This is a genomic window from Pseudomonas sp. P4_B3, from assembly GCF_056402295.1.
Genome location: NZ_JBFUHR010000014.1, coordinates 202,329 through 222,730, shown reverse-complemented (window position 1 = coordinate 222,730; position 20,402 = coordinate 202,329). Strand labels below are relative to the sequence as shown.

Sequence of the window (20,402 nt, the reverse complement as noted above, 5' to 3'; positions counted from 1 at the left end):
CAAAAGCACAGTCAAAAGATCGCAGCCTGCGGCAGCTCCTACAAAATCAAAAGATCAAAAGATCAAAAGCCTGGCAGGCGTGCCGTGCCGGGCCACTGCCCACCCTCCAGCGTCAGCAACAACGCCTTCGCCTCAAGCCCACCGGCAAACCCGGTGAGCTTGCCCGACGCACCAATCACCCGGTGACACGGCGCCACGATCGAAATCGGGTTCTTGCCATTCGCCGCCCCCACCGCCCTGACCGCCGCCGGGTTGCCAATCTGCTCGGCGATCTGGCTGTAGCTGCGGGTCTCGCCGAACGGGATGGTCAGCAGCGCTGCCCAGACCTTCTTCTGAAATTCCGTACCGGCAAAATCCAGTTCCAGTTCGAAGCGATCGCGGGTGCCGGAAAAATATTCGCGCAACTGCGCAGCCGTGTGAACCAGGATCGGGTTGTCCGGCGCTTCGCTCATCGGCCCCAGGCGAACCCGGCCGGGTTTGTCGTTTTCCCAGAGGATGGCCGCCAGTCGTGAACCGTTCGCGACCAGCTTCAACTGGCCCACAGGTGACGCCACGGTGGTGCAGGTATAGGTCATGCCAGGGCTCGCGCAAAATTGCTGAACAGGCGTTAAGGATACTGTCTCGACGGGGAGGCGCAATACGTAATCCCGACCATACTTGGCTACGGCTTTTGAAGCGTTTTCCTACGAAATAACAAGAAGAGACCGACTCATGAAGTACGAACCTTTTGCCAAATCGCTGATTGCGACCTCGTTGGCGCTCAGCTGCCTGACCGCCCATGCCGCCTCCGTGGCCCCGGCTACCGGGGAAAACGGCATGGTGGTCACGGCCCAGCACCTGGCTAGCCATGTGGGCGTGGATGTGCTCAAGAACGGCGGCAACGCCGTGGATGCGGCGGTCGCGGTCGGCTATGCGCTGGCGGTGGTGTACCCCGCGGCAGGCAACCTCGGCGGCGGTGGTTTCATGACCATTCAACTGGCGGACGGGCGCAAGACCTTCCTCGACTTCCGTGAAAAAGCCCCGCTGGCCGCTACCGCCAACATGTACCTGGACAAGGAGGGCAACGTCGTTCCCGATTTGAGTACCCGTGGCCACCTGGCCGTGGGCGTGCCGGGCACCGTTTCGGGCATGGAACTGGCGCTGTCCAAATACGGTACCAAACCGCGCAAGGAAATCATCGCCCCGGCCATCAAGTTGGCTGAAGACGGTTTTGAACTGGAGCAGGGCGACGTCGATCTGCTGGACTACGCCACCGACATGTTCAAGAAGGACATGAAGGATTCCGGCTCGATCTTCTTGAGCAAAGGCGAGCCGATGCAGGTCGGCCAGAAACTGGTGCAAAAGGACCTGAGCAAGACCCTGCGGGAGATCTCCGAGAAAGGCGCCGACGGTTTCTATAAGGGTTGGGTGGCCGACGCCATCGTCACCTCCAGCCAGGCCAACAAGGGCATCATCACCCAGGCCGACCTCGACAAATACAAGACCCGCGAACTGGCGCCCATCGAGTGCGACTACCGTGGCTACCACGTGGTCTCGGCACCGCCACCGAGCTCCGGCGGCGTGGTGATCTGCGAGATCATGAACATCCTCGAAGGTTATCCGATGAAGGATCTGGGCTACCACTCGGCCCAGGGCATGCACTATCAGATCGAAGCGATGCGCCACGCCTATGTGGACCGTAACAGCTACCTGGGTGACCCGGATTTCGTGAAGAACCCGATTGCCCATCTGCTGGATAAAAACTACGCGACCAAGCTGCGCGAAGCGATCAAACCACAAAAAGCCGCGGTTTCCAGCGAACTCAAGCCCGGCGTAGCGCCCCATGAAGGCAACAACACCACCCATTACTCCATCGTCGACAAGTGGGGCAACGCGGTGTCGGTGACCTACACCCTCAACGACTGGTTCGGTGCCGGCGTGATGGCGAGCAAGACCGGGGTCATCCTCAACGATGAAATGGACGACTTCACCTCGAAAATCGGCGTGCCGAACATGTACGGCCTGGTGCAGGGCGAGGCCAATGCCATCGCCCCCGGCAAGGCGCCGTTATCGTCCATGAGCCCGACCATCGTCACCAAGGACGGCAAAGTGGTGATGGTGGTCGGTACGCCGGGTGGCAGCCGGATCATCACCGCGACCTTGCTGACCATGCTCAACGTGATCGACTACGGCATGAACATCCAGGAAGCGGTGGATGCACCGCGGTTCCACCAGCAGTGGCTGCCGGAGGAAACCAACCTGGAAGCCTTCACCACCAGCCCGGACACGGTGAAAATCCTCGAAAGCTGGGGCCACAAGTTCGCCGGTCCCCAGGATGCCAACCACCTGGCGGCGATCCTGGTCGGCGCGCCATCCCTGGGTGGCAAGCCGGTAGGCAAGAACCGTTTCTACGGGGCGAACGACCCACGGCGTAACACCGGGTTGTCGCTGGGTTATTGAGGCTTGTGTCCGGAGGGGGACGGGCTTATGTTCGTCCCCTGATCCATCGACATCACAAGGAAGGAAATCATGACCACTGCGTTGTTAATCATCGACGTCCAACAGGCTTTGTGTTCCGGTGAGTACGAGTGCTTCGAGATTGGACGGGTCATCAACACCATCAATGACCTGTCTGCCCGGGCGCGCAAGGCGGGAGTGCCCGTGGTGCTGATCCAGCACGAAGAAGCGGGCAGTCCGCTGGCACATGGCGCTGCCGGCTGGCAACTGGCCGAAGGGCTGGAAACCTCGCCCAAGGACCACCGCGTGCGCAAGACCACCGGGGATTCGTTCTACCAGACCAACCTGCAAAAACTGTTGCCGAAGGAGGACTTCGAGCGCCTGGTCATCTGCGGCCTGCAGACCGATTACTGCGTCAACGCCACCGTGCGTCAGGCCCTGAAACTGGGCTACGACGTGGTGCTGGCGGGCGATGCGCATTCCACCGTCGACAACGGTAACCTGACCGCCGAAGACATCATCGCCGAGCACAACAAGGACCTGGCGCACCTGACCGGTTCCGTGGCGCGGATCGATGTGATACCGGCCAAGGACATCCATTTCTGAAACCACCACATTTACCTGTGGGAGCGAGCCTGCTCGCGATGGCGTCATTACAGCCAGCATCGGTGTTGACTGACCCACCGCTATCGCGAGCAAGCTCGCCGGTCAACTGGCCGACGGCCCGCGATCTTCAACCTGGCCTCGGCGGAGGTCTTGCGACCGCAGTTGTACGGACTGAACGGCAGTTTGTAACTGTTGATGTCACGGCAAGCTGGACGCCATTCCCGAGCCTATGGCATCGTCGAAGCACCAGACCATGCAGTGAACGGGATCGCCATGATGGAGGAGGGAAAGAAGGTCGACGATACGTCGATGGCCACGCTGAAGGCGTTCAATCATTGCGTATTGCACCTGGGCCGGCTGGCGCGGGACAGCGGGGCGTCGCGGTTCATCGCCGATGGCCTGCAGGCATTCGGTCCCCTGGTGCCGTTCGCTTCTGCCTGGTGGGGCGAGATGTCTACGCCTGGTCCTGATGTGCCCCCTCAGAGCTGGATGCATGGCAGCATCAATCTCCCCGAATCCTTTGCCGCCGAGTGGCATCCGGTGGCAGCCAATGACAAATTCTCCCACGACACGTTGAATCAGCCCGGCGAGGTATTGCGCGACAGCGGCTTCAACGACCCTTGCGAAGCGGTCAATGAGTTCGCCCGGCGCCATGACCTCTACCACCTGATGTGCATCACCTACGAGTTACCCGAAAGTGGCTTGATGTTCTTTGTCTGCCTGTACCGGGGCCGGCATGAGCAGTCGTTCAGCACAACCGAGGCCGGTTTGTTTGCGGCCTTTTGCGATCACCTGTTCCAGCTGTGGCGGTTCCAGGTGCAAGACATGATTCGCTTCGATTCCGAAAACGGCGCGAGTGATTTTGGCGTCGCGCGCATGGACGGCAGTCTGCTGTATGTGGGCGCCAGGTTGTGCACTGCGATCCAGCGCGAATTGCCTGGCTGGAGCGGTTCGACACTGCCGGTCGAAGTCGTTGCGCAATTGTCGAAAGCCCCCTGTGTGATCCGCCTGGGCCGCTGCGCCCTGACCCTCGCTCCCAACGCCGAACACGTCATCCTCTCCCTTGATGCGCCGTCAGGCGGGGATGGCCTGGCACCACGGGAGCGCACCGCAGCGATGCTGTTCGCCGCCGGCCACTCCTACAAGGAAATCGCCAAAATGCTCGCCCTGAGCCCCGCGACCGTGCGCACCTATTTGCGTAACTGCTACTTGCAACTCGGTGTGAAAAGCAAGGTGGAGCTGGGCTCCGTCCTGCGTTCGCCGGGTGCGCTGGCGGAGTCCGTGCGCCGGGATTAATCCCAGCCGTTTCAACTATTTGCCTGACCCCTCCTCATTTGCAGAGGTCCATTCGAACGCTGCGCCCTATAGGGTAGGCCCTGTCTATCAGAGGCTGGCGCAGTCGCTTCGGACCGCTTCAAAACAATAAGAACAGGGGTGAGGCATTTGAGACTTTCCAGGTTGTTTATCGCCGTTGCGGCGACGACGGCATTTTCCGGCATGGCGTTGGCGGCGACACCCGCTGACACGGTCATGCGCAATGGCTACGTCTACACCGTCGATGGCCAGAATTCCGTGCAGCAGGCCATTGCCATTTCGGGGGGCAAGATCGTCTATGTCGGCAGCGATGCCGGGGTCGACGGCTACATCGGCAAGCAAACACAACTGATCGACCTGGCCGGGCGCATGCTGATGCCGGGCTTCGTCGATGCGCACATGCACCCGGGGGATGGCGGCCGCGCCATGACGCTGTGCGACCTGAAATACCAGACCATGACCCGCGCGCAGTTTCAGGCGAACATCCAGGCTTGCCTCGATGCCGACAAGGACAAGGGGCCGGATGTCTGGCTGGAAGTCGGCAGCTGGGATCGCATGGGCATGACCGGGCTCGATGGCGACGCCGACAAATCGACCCTGGACGCGCTCAAGACCCAGCGTCCGATCCAGGTGCGCTCCACCGACTTCCACACCGTGCTGACCAACTCTCGCGGCCTGGAACTGGCCGGCATCAACAAGAACACCGCCGACCCCGAAGACGGCAAATACCGACGCGACAGCGCCGGCAACCCGAACGGCATCAGTGAAGACGGCGCCGCCGAATCGTTGGCCGCCGTGGTCCCGCCTGCGACCGACGCGGAAAAACTCAATCAGGTTCGAGCAGCCCTCGACGCCATGCGCCAGCAAGGCATCACCAGTTTCTTCGACGCGCTGTCCGGCCCGGAAAACGGCAAAGCCTTCACCAGCCTGCAAAAGTCCGGCGAGCTGACAGCCCGGGCCTTGCTGGCGATCAAGCTGGACCCGGCCGCCGCTGCCGCCGACCCGGTGAAAACCATCGCCGAGGCCAAGGCCCTGGCCAGCACCTACGACCAGGGTGAAGTGCATGTCGCGCCGGGCGTGAACATGCGCCACGTCAAACTGTTCATGGACGGCATCATCAATGCCCCGGCGGACACCGGTGCCATGTTGACCCCGTACCTGCACAACAGCGGCACCGACCAGGCGCCGAAGTGGACGCCGGGCAAGAACCTGGGCGAGCTGTACTTCCCGCCGCAAGTGCTCAATCCGTTGTTGCTGCAAGCGGTCAAGGCCGGTCTCGATCCGCACCTGCACGCTACCGGCGAGCGCGCGGTGCGCGATGCACTGGACAGCGTCGCCTACGTGCGCAAGGAACTGCCCGGTACTGATTTCCGTCCGGCCATCGCGCACGCCGAGTCTGTCGATCCTGCCGACTATTCGCGCTTCAAGGCACTGGACGTCACGGCCACCATGTCGTTCCAGTGGGCACAGCAGGCACCGTCCACGGTCGACGGCACCAGTGATCACCTTGGCGCCGCGCGATTTGCGCGTATGGAACCCTCGGGCAGCATCGCCCATGCCGGCGGTCGAGTGGCGTTTGGCAGCGATTGGCCGGTCGATCCGCTGGATGAATTCCTGGCGCTGAAAGTCGGTGTCACCCGTTCCGGCGACCCCACCAATCCGCACAGCTATGGGCCGAAGTATGCCGGGCGACTCAATGCCGATCCGGCGCTGTCGCGAGCCGAAGTGCTGCGCAGCATCACCCTCGGTTCCGCCGAACAGCTGAAGCTGGACGCGGTGCTGGGTTCGGTCGAAGTCGGCAAGTTCGCGGACCTGATCGTGCTCGACAAGAACTTCATGCAGGTGCCCGAGGAGGAACTGGGCCGCAACGACGTGCTGCTGACGCTGGTCGGCGGCAAGGTCGTGTGGGCCAAGGCGCCGTTCCTCGGGCTTGCGCCACACGTGGTTTCCCAAGCGGTTACTTCCCGATCCGCCCCATAAAAACTAGAGAGCGTTCCGATGCGATTGATTCCAAACCTGTTGGCCGCCGCGCTGGCCTTGTCGTCGGTGCAGGCCATGGCCGCCGCTGACCTGGTGTTGTTCAACGGCAAAGTCTTTACCGCCGAACCCGGCCAGGCACTGGTGCAGGCTGTTGCGGTGCAAGACGGCAAGATTCTGAAAGTGGGCAGCGATGCCGAAATCAATGCCCTGGCCGATGCCAAGACCCAGCGCATCGACCTGGCGGGCAAAGTGTTGATGCCGGGCATGATCGACACCCACAGCCACCCGGTCTCGGGCGCCTTCGACAGCATGAAGGCCAACCTGCTGGACGAGGTCAAACCCTTGCCGGAACTGGAGCAATGGTTGATCGAAGAAGACAAGACCGGGCGTGCCCGCTCCGGTGATGTGATCAGCGTGGCGGGGGTCAGTTCGGCCTACTGGGAGAAAAGCCGTGAACTGGGCAAGGTGTTCAACCAGGGACGCTGGGCAGAACAACCGATTGTGTTCAGCGGCATCGACGGCCACACCGGTTGGGCCAACAACGCGATGCTCAAGCGCTTGAGCATCGACGCGGCACTGGTCAAGAGCCTGCCGGAAAAAGAACGCGGCTACATCGGCCATGAAGCAGACTTCACACCGAACGGCTACTTCGCCGAATCCCGCTGGGACGTGGTGCGCAACGGTATTCCGGCGCCCAGCCCGGAGTCCATGCTCAAGGCCGCTCGCGAGGCGGTGAAGATCAACAATCAATTCGGCGTCACCGCCTGGATGGACGCGGCGGCGAACGGCGGCAGTGAAGATTCGCTGTTCGATTTCCATGCCACCGCAGAAAGTGTCGGCGTGCTGCCGCTGTACAAGGAACTGGCGCAGAACGGCGAACTCAGCGCCCACGTCGCCGCGTTGATGGTCACCAACCCGAAGAGCAAACCTGCCGACCTGGAAGTGATCGCCACGGTGATGAAGCAATTCGAGGGCGTGCCTAACCTGACGTTCCCCGGCATCAAGGTGTTTGTCGACGGCATTCTCGAATTCCCGGGGCAGACCGCTGCGGTCATCGTGCCGTTCAAGAACAGCCATAAAAATGGTCAGTTGCTGACCGACCCAGCGCACTTTGGCGAACTGGTGGTGGCGGCGGAAAAACGCGGCTGGATCGTGCACATGCACGCCGTCGGCGACCGTGCGGTGCGTGAAGCGCTCAATGGCGTGGCCTATGCGCGCAAGCTCAGCCCGACGCCCGTGCCCCACAGCATCGCGCACCTGCAACTGGTCAATCCCAAGGAGTTTCCACGCTTCAAGCAACTGGGCGTGATCGCTTCGATGCAACTGCTGTGGGCCACCGGCGAGTCCTACACCGTCGAACTGGTCAAGCCCTACATCAGCGCCTTTGCCTACGGTTACCAGTATCCCGCGCGGTCCCTGCATAACGCCGGCGCGACGATTGCCGGTGGCAGCGACTGGCCGGTGTCGAGCGCCAACCCGTTCAACGCCATTGCCCAGGCCAGCACGCGCAAAGGTCCGTTGGGCGTACTCAATGCCAAGGAAAGCATCGACCGCCAGACCATGTTCTACGCCTACACCCTCAACGCGGCGAAAACCCTGCGCCTGGACAAACAGATCGGTTCGCTGGCACCGGGCAAACAGGCTGACCTGATCATCCTCGACCGTGATGTGTTCAAGGTCAGCGATGACGACCTGTTCGAAACCAAAGTCCTGAACACTTTCTTCGCCGGCAAGCAGGTCTACGCCCCCGCGTCCTGACCTGCGTACACCCAGCACACGCAAAAAACTGCCAGCCCCTCGTAGCGCGAGGGGCCTGGCATCGCCATGCCTGAAATTCCCCGTACGCCATAACAACAAGAGAACTGTATGAACGCATTTTCAGCATTGACCCTCGCCGCGCTGGCACTGGCCCCCCTGACCAGCCAGGCCCTGGCCCTCAACGATGATTTCAGCCTGGACATGACCCTGGGCGTCGTCAGCGACTACCGTACCCGCGGCATCTCGCAAACCCTGGGCGATCCGGCGGTGCAGGGCGGCGCAACGCTGCTGCACAGCAGCGGCCTGTACATCGGCGCCTGGACCTCCAATGTTGATTTCGGTGGCGGCTTCGATACCCGGCAGGAGCTTGAGTACTACGCGGGTTACTACTGGCAGGCGACCGACGCGATCAGCCTGGATCTGGGCTACATCAAGTACGACTACCCGAAGAATTCAGAATTCAACCTCAGCGAGGTCTACGCCGTCCTCGACCTGTACGGCGTGAAGCTGGGTGCCTATTACTCCAAGGACACGCCGAATTTCTTCGGCGAGGACCAGGACACCCTTTACACCTACCTGGGCTACAAAATCGATTTGCCGGCCGAAGTCGGTCTGGACTTGCGCTTTGGGCGCAACGATGTGAATGACCCCGCGTTCTGGTCCGCCAGTGGCGATAGCCGTGAGTCTTACTACGAGTGGGAAGCCAAGCTGACCCGCGACTTCGTCGGCGTCACCTGGGGCCTGAGCTATATCGACACGGACTTGTCGAAAAGCGAGTGCGCCAGTTGGTACGGCTATGACGACCTGTGCTCGGCCACGGTCGTTGCCAGTGCCACCAAGACCTTCTAAGTTCATCCCCGACAACAAAAACAGTTCCTCAAAGGAAACATCGTCATGAGTGCGCAACGCAGTCCCCTGATCGAGACTCGCTCGATTGATTTCATTCCCGAGGCTGAGCGTCACGGCAGCCTCTACAGCCAGTTCACCCTGTGGCTCGGCGCCAACCTGCAGATCACCGCTATCGTCACCGGTGCCCTGGCGGTGGTACTGGGTGGCGATGTGTTCTGGTCGCTGATCGGCTTGCTGATCGGGCAAGTGTTCGGCGGTGCCGTGGTGGCGCTGCACGCGGCACAAGGGCCGAAGCTCGGGCTGCCGCAGATGATCTCCAGCCGAGTGCAGTTCGGCGTGTATGGCGCGGCGATCCCGATTGTCCTGGTGTGCCTGATGTACCTGGGTTTCAGCGCCACCGGCGCAGTGTTGTCGGGGCAGGCGATTGCGCAGTTGATCAGTGTCAGCGACAGCGCCGGCATCCTGATTTTCGCCGCGTGTATCGCGTTCCTGACGATCTTCGGGTATCGGGTGATTCACCTGGTCGGGCGGGTGGCCAGCGTGCTGGGCATCATCGCGTTCGCCTACCTGTTCACCCGGTTGATGACCCTCAACGACATCGGCCTGCTGCTTGACAATCGTCATTTCGGCTGGAGCACCTTCCTGCTGGCGGTGTCGCTCTCGGCGTCCTGGCAGATCGCCTTCGGCCCTTACGTGGCGGACTACTCGCGCTACCTGCCGAGCAAGACTTCGTCGTGGAAAACCTTCGCCGCTGTCGGCCTCGGCACGGTGCTGGGAGCGCAGACTTCGATGGTGCTGGGGGTGTTCGCCGCCGCACTGGCCGGGGCGAATTTCCGTGGGCACGAAGTGGCGACCATTGTCGGCCTGGGCAGCACCGGGGTGATCGCGTCCTTGCTGTACCTGAGCATTGTGTTCGGCAAGGTCACGGTGTCCACCCTCAACGCCTACGGCAGTTTCATGTGCATCGCCACCATCATCAGTGGCTTTCGTCGTCGCCTGGAGATCACCGCCCGCCAGCGCATGTTGTTCGTGCTGCTGATTATCGCGGCATCCACCACGCTGGCATTGCTGGGGCAGTACTCGTTCCTCAGCTCGTTCAAGTACTTCATCCTGTTTTTGCTGACGTTCTTCACCCCGTGGAGCGCGATCAACCTGGTGGATTACTACTTCATCAACAAGGAGCGTTACGACATCCCGGCGCTGTCCGACCCGGCAGGGCGCTACGGTCGCTGGAACGTCTTGGGGATCAGCGTGTACGTGATCGGCGTGTTGATCCAGTTGCCCTTTGTCGATACCCATTTCTACTCCGGGCCGATGGTTGCGCAACTGGGCGGCGTGGACATTTCCTGGATCGTCGGGCTGCTGGTGCCGGGTGTGATCTATTACGCGCTGGCCAAGCCGTCAATGAGTGCGGTGGTGGTTGAGCGGGGTTAATACCAGCTTTTGTGGCGAGGGGGCCAGCGTTGACTAGCGCTTTGGTAGTTTCCAGCGCTCACGCAACCGTTCGTACTGCGCTTCAGGCAGTTGCACCAGCACCGGGGATTTACTTGGGTTGAGCCAATCGAACAACCGTGCGATGTTCGCCGGGTCCATGGCCGTACAGCCACGGGTCGGCGCCGTGGGGCCGCGCCAGATGTGGAAGAAAATGCACGAGCCGGCGGTGGGAGTGGCCGGGGTGTTGTGCTGGATGAAAATGCCCTGGTGGTACAAGTCATCGCTGCGGCGCATGCGTTCGGAACTGCTCCAGTCCTTGGCAACCACCGAGCCATCGACCAGTTGGTTGTAGCGAGCCGATTGGCTGTCATCCACGCATTCGATGGTCGGTGTCAGCGACAGATAGGGCAGGCGGGTGTCGGCGGAAGGCTCGTAGCCAAATGCCGTACCCAGCTTGAACATTCCAGCCGGTGCCTTGCCGTCGCCTTCCTGTTTGACCGGGCCTTCAGGTTGCCCGGTGTCGAGTTGGCCTTTGCCCCAGCCCATGCCGTTTTTGCCGAGCACCACTGCAAACGGCGCTTCGAACTTTTCAAAGGTCTTGCCGCGCCGTTCATAGCGCTGGGCAGTGGCCTGAACGTCATCCCAGTTTTTGCTGGTGACCACGATCAGTTGGTCGCTGCCGTCGAGTCCCTGGGCCATTGCGGCCAGCGGAAAAAACGTCACCAACAGGGTCTTGAGCAGAATGTTCATGGTGCAAGCGGCGTGATGGGGAAGTCCATGACGTCCGGCTTCTGCGGATTCCCGCTGTACGTGAAGTGCCACCACTCGGCCGAATAACCCACAAAGCCTTCCTTGGTCATGGCACTGGTCAGGCGCTGGCGATTGGCTTTGGCCGTGGCGTTGATCAGCGCCGAGTCGGTGTGGGCCCGCTCATCGAAGCAATCGAAACCGGTGCCCATGTCGAGCGCGCCGTCGTGCCAGCGCTGGCCGTAAGGGGCGGTGCAATCCACTGGCGTGACCGAAGGCGTCCAGGTGTCGGCGAGCAGGGCGTCGGGGCCGGTCAGCGTCAGGTCGACGGTGTTGCCTCGGGAGTGGTTGGACACCCGGGCCACATAACCCAGGCGCCAGAAGTCCTGCTTGTCGACCCGTGGATAGAACTCGGTCTTCAGCGGGTCGCCAGGTTCGGTGGCGAAGCGGCCCATGTCCGCCACCGCGCGCTTGGGTCGATAGCAGTCGAATACCTTCAAGCCGTAGCCTTCGGCTTTCAGTGAGCTTTGCACTCGGGCTAATGCCTTTGCAGCGTCCTCCGACAACAGACACTCCGCCGCCTGATAACCGTCGAGCGGGTGCCCGGTGAAATTGTGCGCGCTGGTGTAGCGGATGTCCTGCTCGATGCCCGGGGCGACGCTGCGCACATACACCATGTGCCCGGGTTTCGCCTCGTCGGCCATGCATGGCGTGGCGAGGCTCAGGCACAGCAGCAACAGACAGGGTGAACGCGACATCGGGAACGGCTCCATGCATGACCAGTCATTCCATCATGGCTTGAAACCGTCCGTACCTCCATGAAGTTGTTGATCGGCGTGATAGGACGAACGCACCAGCGGCCCGGACGCCACGTTCTTGAAGCCCATGCGCGTGCCTTCCTCGGCGAACCAGGCAAAGGTGTCGGGATGCACGAAGCGCTGTACCGGCAAGTGACTGCGGGACGGTTGCAGGTACTGGCCGAGGGTCAGCATGTCGATGTCGTGCTCGCGCATGCGTTGCATGACCTCGATGACTTCCTCGTCGGTTTCGCCCAGGCCCAGCATCAGGCCGGACTTGGTCGGCACATGGGGTACCGCGTGCTTGAATTTTTGCAGCAGGTCCAGCGACCACTCGAAGTCCGAACCCGGCCGCGCGGCCTTGTACAGGCGCGGTACGGTTTCCAGGTTGTGGTTGAACACATCCGGCGGCTCATGGGCGGTGATCGCCAGGGCCACGTCCATGCGTCCGCGATAGTCCGGCACCAGGGTTTCCAGTTGCACGCCGGGCGACAGCTTGCGGATTTCCCGCAGGCAATCGACAAAGTGCCGGGCGCCACCGTCGCGCAAATCGTCGCGATCCACTGAGGTGATCACCACGTATTTCAGGCGCAGTTCGGCGATGGCCACGGCCAGGTTCATTGGCTCGTTGGTGTCCAGAGGTTTGGGGCGGCCATGACCGACATCGCAGAACGGGCAACGGCGGGTGCAGATATCGCCCATGATCATGAAGGTCGCGGTGCCACCGGAGAAACATTCACCGAGGTTGGGGCACGAGGCTTCTTCGCAGACGCTGTGCAGCTTGTGCTTGCGCAACAGTTGCTTGATCCGTTCAACCTCGGGGGAGATCGGCATGCGCACGCGAATCCAGTCGGGTTTGCGCGGGAATTCATCCGTGGGAATGATCTTCACCGGAATCCGCGCGACCTTTTCCGCGCCGCGCAGTTTGGTGCCGACCTCCACTTTGGCCGGGCTGTTGCCGGCCGATTCGACAATGGCATTCATCGTTATTTCCTTGTGCACAGAACCTGTAGGAGCGAGCTTGCTCGCGAAGCACCCAAAGGCACCGCGTTAATCCTGAATGCGCGCGTAATCGTTGGCGACCATCGCGAGCAAGCTCGCTCCTACAGGGGTGTGTGTGGTGTGCTTAGTCGCGGTAGACCGGGAAGTCCGCGCACAGGGCGGCCGCTTGCCGTGCGACATTGGCTTCAATATCGGCATCGCCCAGGTGATCGAGGATGTCGCAGATCCAGCCGGCCAACGCAATGCTCTGCGCTTCCTTGAAGCCACGGCTGGTGATCGCTGGCGTACCGATGCGCAGACCGGACGTCACGAATGGCGATTGCGGATCGTTGGGCACGGCGTTCTTGTTCACGGTGATGCCGGCACGGCCGAGGGCGGCGTCGGCGTCCTTGCCGGTCAGGCCCTGGCGGATCAGGCTGACCAGGAACAGGTGGTTATCCGTGCCGCCGGACACCACGTCGTAACCGCGCTCGATAAACACCTGCGCCATGGCCTGGGCGTTACGGATCACTTGCGCCTGATAGGTCTTGAATGCCGGCTCCAGCGCTTCCTTGAAGCACACGGCCTTGGCGGCGATCACGTGCATCAGTGGGCCACCCTGACCGCCGGGGAACACCGCGGCGTTGAGCTTTTTCTCCAATTCGGGATTGGCCTTGGCCAGAATCAGACCGCCACGCGGGCCGCGCAGGGTCTTGTGCGTGGTGGTGGTGACCACATCGGCGAAGGGCAGCGGGTTCGGGTACAGACCCGTGGCCACCAGACCGGCGACGTGGGCCATGTCGACGAAGAACCAGGCGCCGACCTTGTCGGCGATCTGGCGGAAACGCGGGAAGTCCAGAGTCTTCGAATAGGCCGAGAACCCGGCGATGATCATCTTCGGCTGGTGCTCGACCGCCAGGCGCTCGACTTCGTCGTAGTCGATCAGGCCGGTGCTGGTGTCGATGCCGTACTGCACGGCGTTGTACAGCTTGCCGGAAAAACTCACCTTGGCACCGTGGGTCAGGTGACCGCCGTGGGCCAGGCTCATGCCCAGCACGGTGTCGCCGGCTTGCAGCAGGGCCAGGTAAACCGCGGCGTTGGCCTGGCTGCCGGAGTGCGGCTGGACGTTGGCATAATCGGCGCCGAACAGTTGTTTGGCGCGGTCGATGGCCAGTTGCTCGACCACATCGACGTGCTCGCAGCCGCCGTAGTAACGCTTGCCCGGATACCCTTCGGCGTACTTGTTGGTCAGGCCGCTGCCCTGGGCTTGCATCACCCGTTGGCTGGTGTAGTTTTCCGAGGCGATCAGTTCGATATGGTGTTCCTGCCGCGCATCCTCGGCGTTCATCGCCGCCAGCAGTTCGTCGTCGTAGCCTTTGATCTGGTCGTGCTTGCTGAACATGGTGTGGTCCTTTTGCGGATTCGGGGGGGCTTCAAGCGTCGGCGTGTTCTGCAGTCAGGCGTTCATAGGCGTCTTGATCGAGTAAATCGCTCAACGCCAGGGCATCGACCGGTTTGAAGCGAAAGAACCAGCCTTCGCCCAATGGGTCTTCGTTGACCAGTTCAGGGGTGCTCTCCAGCGTCGCGTTAATCTCGACCACTTCACCGTCCAGCGGCATGCCGATACTGCTGGCGGCTTTCACCGATTCCAGCACCGACACTTCAGCACCTGCATCGAAGGCGCCCAGTTCAGGCACCTGAACGAACACCACATCCCCCAGCGCCTGCTGGGCAAATGCGGTGATACCGACGGTGACCAGGCCATTGCTCTCAAGGCGCAACCATTCGTGATCGACGGTAAAACGCAATTGGCTCATATCAACTCCTTATTGTTTTAAGGCTCGTGGCGGGGCGACGAGCGGGGTTGGAGGAGTGATAGCAAGGGCGGTGCCAATGTTTTTTATTTGTTTTAAATCAATGGCTTGGAGTTATTTTATTAAGTGCGAGAGATTTCATCCGTATTGAAATCAATACAGGCAAGCAGGGCTGTGGGTGCAGACGCCGTAATTGCGTGTGGGAAAGGTTTTGTCTTGATTTCGCTACGCTGTATCGATTTGAAGACGCTGACGTCGCGCAGCTCCTACAAAGAGCCGTGTAATGGCTTCAGGGCTTGGCGGGAATCCCGTACTTGCGCAAGCGAATCGCAATCGCGCTATGGGACGTCTGCAACCGCGCCGCCAACAACCGACTGGACGGGTAGCTGCGATACAGCTGTTCCAGCAGGTTCTTTTCAAAGTCGCCCACAGCCTCTTCCAGGCTGCCGACTTCGCCGTCGTTTTGCCGCTCGACGGCGGTGCGGGCGATGTCGAGGTCATCGATGTCCACCAGCGGATTTTCGCAAATCGCCGCCGCGCGAAAGATCACGTTTTGCAGTTGCCGCACGTTGCCCGGCCAGCGGTTGCCGAGCAGGGCGCTGAAGGTACTTGGTGCCAAACGACACGCCGGTCGCTGGATCTGCGCGCAGGCCTGTTGCATGAAGTGATTGGCCATCAGCAGGATGTCGTGCCCGCGCTCGCGCAGCGGCGGCACCTGCAGGTTGAGCACGTTGAGGCGGTAGAACAGGTCTTCGCGAAAACGCCCTTCGGCGACCATTTTCTCCAGGTCGCGGTGGGTGGCGCTGAGCACCCGCACATTGACCCGGACTTCCTTGTCGCCACCGACCCGGCGGAAGCAGCCATCGCTCAAAAAGCGCAGCAATTTGGCTTGCAGGTACGGCGACATTTCCCCTACTTCATCGAGGAACACCGTGCCCTGATCGGCCAGTTCCAGCAGGCCGAGCTTGCCGCCCCGTTGCGCGCCGGTGAAGGCGCCGGGGGCGTAGCCGAACAACTCGCTCTCGGCCAGGCTCTCCGGCAGCGCCGCACAGTTGAGGGCCAGAAACGGCGCATCGTGCCGTGGGCTGATGGCATGGCAGGCGCGGGCCACCAGTTCCTTGCCGGTGCCGGTTTCACCCTGGATCAGCAACGGCGCGTCGAGGGCCGCCACCCGTTGGGCGCGGGCCTTGAGCGCACGGATCGGCGGCGATTCGCCGAGCAGCGCATCGAAGCCTTCGGCATGGTCATGGTGCAGCGCCGACAGGCGTTCGCCAATGCGATTGGGTTGATACAGGGTGAGCAGGGCGCCGGCGTCGGTGATCGGCATCGCGTCGAGGAGCAGCGTCTGGCCACCGAGGCTGACTTCGTGCATCGGCAGGCGGAAATGCTGAGCGATCAAGGTGCGCTGCAAATCGGCATCGTCGAACAGCGCGGTCAGCGATTCACCGGCCGGTTCGCGTCCGCACAGAGCGATCAGCGCCGGGTTGGCCAGCAACACGTGACCTCGGTCATCCACCGCCAGCACGGGGTCGGAACTGGCTGCCAGCAACGCGTCCAGTTGCAGGCGCCGACGCTGGCCGGGAAGGATGTCGACCATGGTCACTGCCTGCACGCCGCGCACATCAAAAAGGGCTTCGCGCAATTCTTCGAGCACCTCGGCGCCCAGGGTCGGCGCATCGATGTAGACGTTCGGCGGCACCATCTCCACGGCGTCCAGGTTGAAACTGCGACCACCGAGCAGGGCCAGCACTTCCTGGGTGATGCCGACGCGGTCGATGAAGGTGACGTGGATGCGCATGACGGGCCTGCAAGGTTGGCGAACCGAATCAGTATGCCCGGCAAAATTTGAATTTGGCGAGTGTCACATCACGGCTGTCCGGTTTTACGGGCGCTGGCGGCCAGGTCTTCAAGGAACGCCTGGAGGATCGGTGGCGGTGCCGTGCCGCGTCGGGTGATCACGTCGAACGGCGATTTCAAACGCAGACTCCCGGGGGCCAACTGGTGCATCTCACCGCTCTTGACCCACTGGGCGGCGAAGTGCTCAGGCAGAAAGCCCAGGTAGGCACCGGAAATGATCAGGATCGCCGTGGCTTCGATGTTGTCCACGGTGGCGGCCGCCTTGCTCACGCCGAGGTGTTCGAGGTCGTATTGCTGCATGTAGCCGCGCACGACGATCCGCCCGGCAGCGACTTCTTCGAGCAGTTCCTCACCTTCGGCGTGGCTGCCGTACAAGGGGTGACGCCGCCCGCAATACAAGCCCAGGGCTTCCTGGTACAGCGGCGATTGCAGCAACCCCGGCACATGGATCGGGAAGTGCCCGATGGCGAGATGAAGGCGACCGTCGAGCACCCGTTCTTCGAGTTCCGCCGGGGTGCCGACGTACACGTTCAGGTGCACGTCATGCCCGCGGGAGACGAAGCGCTGGGTGGTACGCGGGATCGGCGAGTCCGGGTCGGTGATCGTGGTGTCGATGATCCCCAGGTTGAGCTTGCCGCTGATGTGCTGCTTGAGCACGTCGGCGTCCATGCAGAAGTTTTCCACCGCCGACAGCAGGCGCTGGGTGGCTTCATGAATCGCCACCCCTTGTTCGGTCAGGCGGAAGCCACTGCGCCCGCGCTGGCAGAGTTTGACCCCGAGGCGGGTTTCCAGGTGGGTCATCTGTTCGCTGATGGTCGACTGACCGGCATTGAGCGCCGCCTGCGCGGCCGAGAACCCCCCGCAGCGCACAATCGTGGCAAACACCCTGAGCAGTTTCAGGTCGACATCGTGCAGCTGGATCATCTTGGACCTCCGGCCTGTGGATGCATCGGGAATGCCGATATGAGTATCTGATGTTTAGCATTTTTTCCACGAAAACCTGCGCCCATAGTCTTTCCAACGGCGGTCGCCTTGCAGTCCGCCAGGCCGATAACAAGAAGTGGAGAGGCTAGAAATGTCGAACAACGGTTATGAATCCGGTCGCCTGAACCTGCCATTCGTAGGTCATTGCACCTTTGGCAAATCCCCGGTGTGCACCGATTGGGATGCACTGGATGCCGACGTCGCGGTGCTCGGCGTGCCCAACGACATGGGCACCCAGTGGCGCTCCGGCGCACGCTTCGGACCACGCGGGATTCGCGAAGCATCGACGCTGTTTTCCTTCGGCCACGCCGGCGCCTACGACCACGAAGATGACGTGATGTACCTCACCGCATCGGACGTGCGCATGGTCGACGTCGGTGATGCCGACATCGTCCACACCGACATGGTCACCAGCAACAAGAACACCGAATACGCCGTGCGCAAGATCCTCGATGCCGGCGTGATGCCGGTGGTGCTCGGCGGCGATCACTCGGTGCACGCGCCAGTGATCAAGGCCTTCGAAGGCCGCGGCCCGATCCACATCATTCACTTCGATGCGCACCTGGACTTCGTCGACGAACGCCACGGTGTGCGCTACGGCCACGGCAACCCGCTGCGCCGCGCTTCGGAAATGAACCACATTGTCGGCATGACCCAGATGGGCATCCGCAACGTGTCGTCGTCCAACCGCGACGACTACGAAGCGGCCCACGAAGCCGGCTCGAAAATCCTCTCGGTGCGCGATGTGCGCCGCCTCGGTGTCGAGGGTGTGCTGGCGCTGATCCCGCAGAACATCAACTACTACATCACCATCGACATCGACGGTTTCGACCCGTCCATCGCCCCTGGCACCGGCACCCCGAGCCACGGCGGCTTCCTCTACTACGAAGTGCTGGAAATCATCCAGGCCCTGGCCAAGCGCAGCAAAGGCAACATCGTCGGCATGGACCTGGTGGAAGTGGCACCGGTCTACGACCCGACCGGCATGACCTCGATCCTGGCCGCGCAACTGCTGCTCAACAGCATCGGTTTCATCTTCCACGAGCGTGGCAAGGTGCGGGCAGCCGCCGAGAGCGAAGCCGCATCAGCCTGATCATCGAAACCAGTGACCCGGCAGGCTCTGACTGCCGGGCAGAGAGAACAAAAATGGACACGATCGTCAAAAGTTACCTGCAAAAATTCGGCGTCAGCGAAGCCACCCAGACCTTCCTCAGCAAGGTCCAGAAAATGTTCATCGGCGGCGCCTGGGTCGAAGCCAGCGACGGCCAGACTTCCGATGTGATCGAACCGTCGACCGAAGGCCTGATCACCCGTATTCCCATGGGCACCACCGATGATCTGGACCGCGCCGTGCAAGCCGCACGCGCGCAGTTCGACGGCGGCGCCTGGCGCCAGGCCAAACCGGCCGAGCGCGAGCGCATGATGCAGCGCCTGGCTGACCTGATCGAACAGAACGCCGCCGAGCTGGCTGAAATCGAATCCATCGACATGGGCAAGTCCGTGGCCTTCGCCAAGGACGTGGACATCCAGGGCACCGTCGATACCCTGCGTTACTTCGCCGGCTGGGCCACCAAGCTGCACGGCCGTACCGTCGAGCCTTCGCTGCCGGGCAATTACCTGGCCTATACCCGCAAGGAAGCGGTGGGCGTAGTCGGCGCCATCGTGCCGTGGAACTTCCCGCTGCAAACCATGGCCTGGAAGCTCGGCGCGGCGCTGGCGACCGGTTGCACCGTGGTGGTCAAGCCTGCCGAACTGACTTCGTTGTCGGCCCTGCGTTTCGCTGAACTGGTGCAGGAAGCGGGCATTCCCGACGGCGTGATCAACATCGTCACCGGGCGCGGCAGCGTGGTCGGTGCGGCCATGGCCACCCACCCTGGTATCGACAAACTGACCTTCACCGGTTCTACCCCGGTCGGCCAGACTGTCGGCCGCGCAGCGCTGGATGACATGAAGCGCCTGACCCTCGAACTCGGTGGTAAATCACCGGTCATCGTCTGCGCCGACGCCGACATCCCGGCCGCCGCCCAAGCGGTCGCCAATGGCGTGTTTTTCAACTCCGGGCAGGTATGCGACGCCGGTACACGGGCCTATATTCATAGCAGTGTCTACGACGAATTCCTGCGTGAGCTGATCGCCTACACGCGCACCTTGAAAATGGCCCCGGGCCTGGATCCTGATTGCTTCATCGGCCCGCTGGTTTCTGCCCTGCAAAAGCAGCGCGTGACCGAGTACATCGAAACCGGCAAGGCTGAAGGCGCCGAACTGGTCTACGGCGGCCAACCGGTCGATGGCCCTGGCTTCTTCGTCGAGCCGACCATCTTCGCCAACTGCCGCAATGACATGCGCATCGTCCAGGAAGAAATCTTCGGCCCGGTGCTGGTCACCGCACCGTTCGACGATGAAGAAGACGCACTGGCCCTGGCCAATGACTCGCCCTACGGCCTGGCGGCGGCACTGTATTCCAACGACCTGGGCAAGGTGCACAGCCTGATTCCACGCTTGAAAGCAGGCTCGGTCTACGTCAACGCCCACGGCACCCTCGATCCGTCGATGCCGTTCGGTGGCTACAAACAGTCCGGTTTCGGCAAGGATCTGGGCGCCGAGCAGCTCGATTACCTGCTCGAAACCAAGGCGGTGTGGATCACGCTGCCAAGCTGACGCCACCCCTTTGTAGGAGCGAGCTTGCTCGCGAAGGTCGTTAACGAAAACGCGTGCTTGCCGGTTAAACGCGGCGCTCTTGAGACCATCGCGAGCAGGCTCGCTCCTACAGTCCTGTACGGTTCCAGCAACAACGCCAGGTAGGCACGCGTGAGCTCAGCCCTTGTAGGAGCGAGCTCGCTCGCGA

The 20,402-nt window shown here is 61.9% G+C and carries 17 protein-coding genes; 9 read left to right on the top strand and 8 right to left on the bottom strand.

Features of this window, described 5'->3' with window-relative positions; genetic code table 11:
• Positions 1-62: 62 nt before the first annotated feature.
• Positions 63-575 carry a methylated-DNA--[protein]-cysteine S-methyltransferase gene (locus AC1DWG_RS18250; RefSeq protein WP_477764565.1) on the bottom strand — a complete coding sequence of 171 codons (513 nt, stop codon included), beginning with the start codon at positions 573-575 and terminating at the stop codon, positions 63-65.
• A 136-nt stretch (positions 576-711) separates the two neighbouring features.
• On the opposite strand from AC1DWG_RS18250, the gene ggt reads away from it, so the two are divergent.
• From ggt to AC1DWG_RS18215, 7 genes are all read left to right on the top strand, one after another.
• Complete coding sequence (gene ggt / locus AC1DWG_RS18245; protein ID WP_477754224.1) at positions 712-2,439, top strand: gamma-glutamyltransferase; 1,728 nt, start codon at positions 712-714, stop codon at positions 2,437-2,439.
• A 69-nt stretch (positions 2,440-2,508) separates the two neighbouring features.
• Positions 2,509-3,042, top strand: a complete 534-nt coding sequence (locus AC1DWG_RS18240) for a cysteine hydrolase family protein (RefSeq protein WP_477764564.1) — start codon at positions 2,509-2,511, stop codon at positions 3,040-3,042.
• Positions 3,043-3,318: 276 nt separating this feature from the next.
• Entirely contained in the window at positions 3,319-4,338 is a 1,020-nt protein-coding gene (locus tag AC1DWG_RS18235) for a helix-turn-helix transcriptional regulator (protein ID WP_477764616.1), read from the top strand.
• A 201-nt stretch (positions 4,339-4,539) separates the two neighbouring features.
• Positions 4,540-6,336 carry an amidohydrolase gene (locus AC1DWG_RS18230; protein WP_477764615.1) on the top strand — a complete coding sequence of 599 codons (1,797 nt, stop codon included), beginning with the start codon at positions 4,540-4,542 and terminating at the stop codon, positions 6,334-6,336.
• Between the two features lie 18 nt (positions 6,337-6,354).
• On the top strand, positions 6,355-8,094 hold the full coding sequence (locus AC1DWG_RS18225) for an amidohydrolase (RefSeq protein ID WP_477764563.1): 1,740 nt from the start codon (positions 6,355-6,357) through the stop codon (positions 8,092-8,094).
• Positions 8,095-8,202: 108 nt separating this feature from the next.
• Positions 8,203-8,943 (top strand): TorF family putative porin, encoded by a 741-nt coding sequence (locus tag AC1DWG_RS18220; protein ID WP_477754220.1) that lies wholly within the window; start codon positions 8,203-8,205, stop codon positions 8,941-8,943.
• Between the two features lie 45 nt (positions 8,944-8,988).
• Positions 8,989-10,377, top strand: coding sequence for a purine-cytosine permease family protein (locus AC1DWG_RS18215; protein ID WP_477764561.1), 1,389 nt, complete (start codon positions 8,989-8,991; stop codon positions 10,375-10,377).
• Positions 10,378-10,410: 33 nt separating this feature from the next.
• On the opposite strand, the gene AC1DWG_RS18210 is transcribed toward AC1DWG_RS18215, so the two are convergent.
• From AC1DWG_RS18210 to AC1DWG_RS18180, 7 genes are all read right to left on the bottom strand, one after another.
• Positions 10,411-11,127: a L,D-transpeptidase family protein gene (locus tag AC1DWG_RS18210; RefSeq protein ID WP_477754218.1), complete on the bottom strand. Its 717-nt coding sequence runs from the start codon at positions 11,125-11,127 to the stop codon at positions 10,411-10,413.
• The gene (locus AC1DWG_RS18205; RefSeq protein WP_477764560.1) at positions 11,124-11,882 is read right to left on the bottom strand and encodes a M15 family metallopeptidase; all 759 of its coding nucleotides are present in this window, start codon (positions 11,880-11,882) and stop codon (positions 11,124-11,126) included. Before AC1DWG_RS18205 ends, AC1DWG_RS18210 begins: the two co-directional genes overlap by 4 nt.
• Positions 11,883-11,915: 33 nt before the next feature.
• Positions 11,916-12,905, bottom strand: a complete 990-nt coding sequence (gene lipA, locus AC1DWG_RS18200; protein WP_477764559.1) for a lipoyl synthase — start codon at positions 12,903-12,905, stop codon at positions 11,916-11,918.
• Between the two features lie 142 nt (positions 12,906-13,047).
• The gene (gene glyA / locus AC1DWG_RS18195) at positions 13,048-14,304 is read right to left on the bottom strand and encodes a serine hydroxymethyltransferase (protein ID WP_477754216.1); all 1,257 of its coding nucleotides are present in this window, start codon (positions 14,302-14,304) and stop codon (positions 13,048-13,050) included.
• Between the two features lie 31 nt (positions 14,305-14,335).
• A complete protein-coding gene (gene gcvH / locus AC1DWG_RS18190; protein WP_150725972.1) occupies positions 14,336-14,719 on the bottom strand; it encodes a glycine cleavage system protein GcvH in 384 nt (127 codons plus the stop codon).
• A 286-nt stretch (positions 14,720-15,005) separates the two neighbouring features.
• Complete coding sequence (locus tag AC1DWG_RS18185; RefSeq protein ID WP_056723748.1) at positions 15,006-16,514, bottom strand: sigma-54-dependent transcriptional regulator; 1,509 nt, start codon at positions 16,512-16,514, stop codon at positions 15,006-15,008.
• Between the two features lie 68 nt (positions 16,515-16,582).
• Positions 16,583-17,497 (bottom strand): LysR family transcriptional regulator, encoded by a 915-nt coding sequence (locus tag AC1DWG_RS18180; protein ID WP_056723746.1) that lies wholly within the window; start codon positions 17,495-17,497, stop codon positions 16,583-16,585.
• Positions 17,498-17,648: 151 nt separating this feature from the next.
• Between AC1DWG_RS18180 and speB the strand changes: the two genes are divergently transcribed.
• Together speB and AC1DWG_RS18170 are read left to right on the top strand one after the other, a co-directional pair.
• Positions 17,649-18,650 carry an agmatinase gene (gene speB, locus AC1DWG_RS18175; RefSeq protein WP_095943760.1) on the top strand — a complete coding sequence of 334 codons (1,002 nt, stop codon included), beginning with the start codon at positions 17,649-17,651 and terminating at the stop codon, positions 18,648-18,650.
• A gap of 53 nt (positions 18,651-18,703) precedes the next feature.
• Positions 18,704-20,215 carry an aldehyde dehydrogenase family protein gene (locus AC1DWG_RS18170; RefSeq protein ID WP_477764558.1) on the top strand — a complete coding sequence of 504 codons (1,512 nt, stop codon included), beginning with the start codon at positions 18,704-18,706 and terminating at the stop codon, positions 20,213-20,215.
• The last annotated feature ends 187 nt before the right edge of the window (positions 20,216-20,402 follow it).